Genomic DNA, 3945 nt, shown 5'->3' on the forward strand with positions numbered 1-3945 from the left:
ACCCATGGTCACATCATGGATTGCTTTGTGCATGGCACGCAGCAGGTCTTCGTCGCCGTCGCCGGCCACGTTATCCATACCTGCAATTTCGGACGTCACACGGTAAACGCGGCCCAAGTGCTTATAGGTCGCTTCTGCGCCCGACGCTGTCCATTCCACGTCCCGCTCGGGGGGGCTGTCGGACAGGACAAACCAACGCGCGGTATCCGCGCCGTATTTCGCCAGGATATCATCGGGGTCGACCACGTTCTTTTTCGACTTCGACATCTTCGCCGAAGGGATGATCTGCACCTCGGTCCCATCCGCCAATTTCCCGTCGGTCACATCCTCGGGCAAGTGATAGACAGGACGGTCTTTGTCGTCTTTGGTCTGATAAATCTCATGCGTCACCATGCCTTGCGTAAAGAGCGCGTCGAACGGTTCCTTCGCGCTTTCAGGCAGGTGGCCGGTCATATGCATCGCCCGCGCAAAAAAGCGGCTGTAAAGCAGGTGCAGGATCGCGTGCTCGATCCCGCCGATATACTGGTCAACGTTCATCCAGTAGGACGCATCTTCCATGTTCGTTGGCGTATCGGCATCCGGTGCTGTGAAACGCGCGAAATACCACGAGGAATCGACAAAGGTATCCATCGTATCGGTTTCGCGCAGCGCAGGCTTGCCACAGGACGGGCAGGCGCAATCACGCCATGTCGGGTGCCGGTCAAGCGGGTTGCCGGGGACATCGAAGGTCACGTCATAAGGCAACTCGACGGGCAGGTTCTCTTTCGCCTCGGGCACCACGCCACAGTCATCACAATGGACAACAGGGATCGGGCAGCCCCAATAGCGCTGGCGGGACAGACCCCAGTCACGCAGGCGGAATTTCGTGACACCTTCGCCGATGCCGTTCGCTTCGCAAAAGGCAATTGCGGCCGCGATACCCGCATCACCGGTTTGCTCGGTCTCGCCTGCGAAACCCCGGATATAGATCACAGGTTCGGACTTGGGCGGCACATAGGCGTCGCCACCGTCTTCGGGCAGTTTGGTGCCGTCATCCTTGATCGGGGCATAGGTGCTGATCACGGGTAGGCCGTATTTGCGCGCAAAATCAAGGTCGCGCTGGTCGTGGGCAGGGCAGCCGAAAATCGCGCCCGTGCCGTAATCCATCAGGATGAAGTTCGCGATATAGACGGGCAGATCATCGTGGCCGTCCAGCGGGTGTTTGACCCGCAGACCGGTGTCATAGCCCAGCTTTTCCGCCTTCTCGATCGCCTCGGCGGTGGTGCCACCTTTTCGGCATTCGGCACAGAACGCAGCGATCTTGTCGTCTTTCGCTTCCAGCTCTTTGGCCAGCGGGTGATCGGGGGAAATACCGACAAAAGACGCGCCCATCAGCGTATCGGGACGTGTCGTGTAAACGTCAATCTCGCCGCCACCATCGGTGCGGGTGAAAGCAAACTGCAAGCCGCGCGATTTGCCGATCCAGTTGGCCTGCATCAGTTTGACCTTCGCAGGCCAGTTATCCAGCGTATCGAGCGCGTCCAGCAATTCTTCGGAATAGTCGCTGATCTTGAAGAACCATTGCACCAACTCGCGGCGTTCGACCTCGGCACCGGAACGCCAGCCTTTGCCGTCGATCACCTGTTCGTTGGCCAGAACGGTCATATCGACGGGATCCCAGTTCACCACAGCTTTCTTGCGGTAAATCAGGCCCTTGGACAGAAAATCAATGAAAAGCGCCTGCTGCTGACCGTAATATTCGGGATCGCAGGTTGCAAATTCGCGGGACCAGTCAATCGACAACCCCAGCGGTTTCATCTGCGCTTTCATGTCGGCGATGTTGCCGTAGGTCCAATCCTTGGGATGCCCGCCCGAGGCCATGGCGGCGTTTTCCGCAGGCATCCCGAACGCATCCCAGCCCATGGGGTGCAGAATATTGTGGCCTGTGGCCAGCTTATACCGCGCGATCACATCACCCATGGTGTAGTTGCGCACGTGGCCCATGTGGATGCGGCCCGAGGGGTAGGGGAACATCTCAAGCACATAATACTTGGGTTTGTCGGCACTGCGCGCGGCCTTGAAGGTCTCGGCGGCGGCCCATGTGTCCTGCCATTTCGCCTCGATCTCGGCGGGTGCATAGGTGGTCATCTTATTGGTCTTTCTTAAAGCGAAACGCCGGGCGTATGGGCCCGGCGCTATTCATAATCGGGCTGGTGGCCGATGGCTATAGCGCGCCGTCAGCAATCCGCAACTGACGCGCGCGCGACAGGATCGCATCCTCGACCGCGCGCCGGGTTTCAGCGGCAACAGGGCCGTTGCGGGTCAAAAGGCTCACGTTCAAAGAACGCGCATCCATTGCAGGGTCACTGACCTGAATTGTGGCGCGATAGGCCTGCCCGCTGCCGGGGGGCGTGCCAAAGCCTGTGGTGATCACGCCGGTAAAGGGATCGGCAGATTCGACAGGCAGAAAGCTAAGCACATCAAGCGATGCCGCCCAGAGATAGCGGTTCACAGCCACGCTTTCCGCGCCGCGCGGTGTGGGTGGCGGGCCGCTGCTACAGGCGACAAGCGCACCAAGGGCCAAGATCGCAAGCGCTTTGCGCCACATGCTGGAAAACAAAATCAAACCACTCTCCCCTTTGATCGGGACAAACACATTGCGAAAATATGTAGCGAAGGGGGGGCGCGGTCACAAGCAGTTATCACCGCACAAAAAGAAAGAGCGACCCCGAAGGGCCGCTCTCGCTATTTCAGATCGTTCTGCTTCGATTAGAAGGAGAAGGACACTGCAACAGTTGTACCGTGCTTGTACTCTGGGTCACCGATCTCGTCGTTGGTTGCGTCAGCTTCGTCTTCTGCATAGGCAACGAGCACTTTTCCGCCACCGCCGAGGTCATAGACACCAGCAACGTAAGTTTGTGCAGTTGCGTCAGCAGCACCAACTTCTGTCGAGATGTAACCAGCCAGAACAGTCAGGTTCATGCCTGTGTCGTAAGAACCTTCAATGCCGAATTCGTTAACTTCAGTTGCTGAACCAGTGTTGCCTTCGAAGTCGTAGAACGCGTTGACAGCAATTGGGCCGTCTACGTAGTCAGCAGATACGCCATAGCTGTCTTCAGCAACGTCGTTTACCGAGTAGTAACCGCCGAGTGTCACTGGGCCAACTGGGTACGAAACACCCAGACCGAAAGAAGATTCTTCGGCGATGGCGTTTCCTGCATCTTCTGTGTTCGCGATATATGCCGCAGTGATTTCCGCACCAGCAACAGCTGCCGTCGCGCTTACACCGAAGACGCTGTAGTCGAGGAGGCCAGTCAGTTCGTCCTGGTAAGCAGCCTCAACAGAGAACATGCCAAAGTCGCCAGTCGCGTACACCTGAAGCGCATCAATAACGTCGAGGTCACCAGGCGCAGCGGCTTCGTCATTGAAAACGCCGTAAGAAACCATTGCTGTTACACCAGCAACAGATACTTCACCAACCAGCATGGCGTCAAAGCCGACAACGTCAAAGTGTGCGTCCAGATCGTTGAAGCCGGTTGTCGAGTCACCGTCTACGCCGCCGTAGTTGTCTTCTGCAACTGGATCGACGTCACCGAAAGACAGGCTAGCGGACTCAGAAGCAATAGAGATAACCAGTTCGTCAAACTGTGCGTCAACGTTCCCGTCAGCAGCGTCGTCGCTGGCGATGTTCAGTTCTGCGCTGACAGAGGCAGTGATGCCGTTGTCCAGTGCAGCAGAGCCTGTCACATCAATATCGGAGTCCCAGTAGAAACCGTCTTCGATATCGTCGTTGTAACCAAGTGTGGCGCCGCCTGAAAAGGCGATGCTTGTATGTCCATCAGCAGCAGCAGCGCCGGCAAATGCGACGATAGCTGTTGTTGTAAGAAGGATCTGCCGGCACGTGAACAGGTCCGCCGGGTCAAGGAGCGGCGCCGCGACCCCCAGAGCCACTGGCACATGGCCCCC

At 57.6% G+C, this 3945-nt stretch carries 3 protein-coding genes; all 3 read right to left on the bottom strand.

Annotated elements, in window-relative coordinates; genetic code table 11:
- Positions 1–2127 (bottom strand): leucine--tRNA ligase (gene leuS / locus VGP75_RS13315; RefSeq protein ID WP_327544136.1); only part of this gene is annotated, 2127 nt, incomplete at its 3' end.
- Between the two features lie 76 nt (positions 2128–2203).
- Positions 2204–2602, bottom strand: a complete 399-nt coding sequence (locus tag VGP75_RS13320; protein WP_414727805.1) for a DUF3576 domain-containing protein — start codon at positions 2600–2602, stop codon at positions 2204–2206.
- Positions 2603–2748: 146 nt separating this feature from the next.
- Positions 2749–3945: porin (locus VGP75_RS13325; protein WP_327544137.1), on the bottom strand; the 1197-nt coding region annotated here is incomplete at its 5' end.

The sequence above is a fragment of the Yoonia sp. genome (assembly GCF_036007805.1).
GTDB lineage: Bacteria > Pseudomonadota > Alphaproteobacteria > Rhodobacterales > Rhodobacteraceae > Yoonia.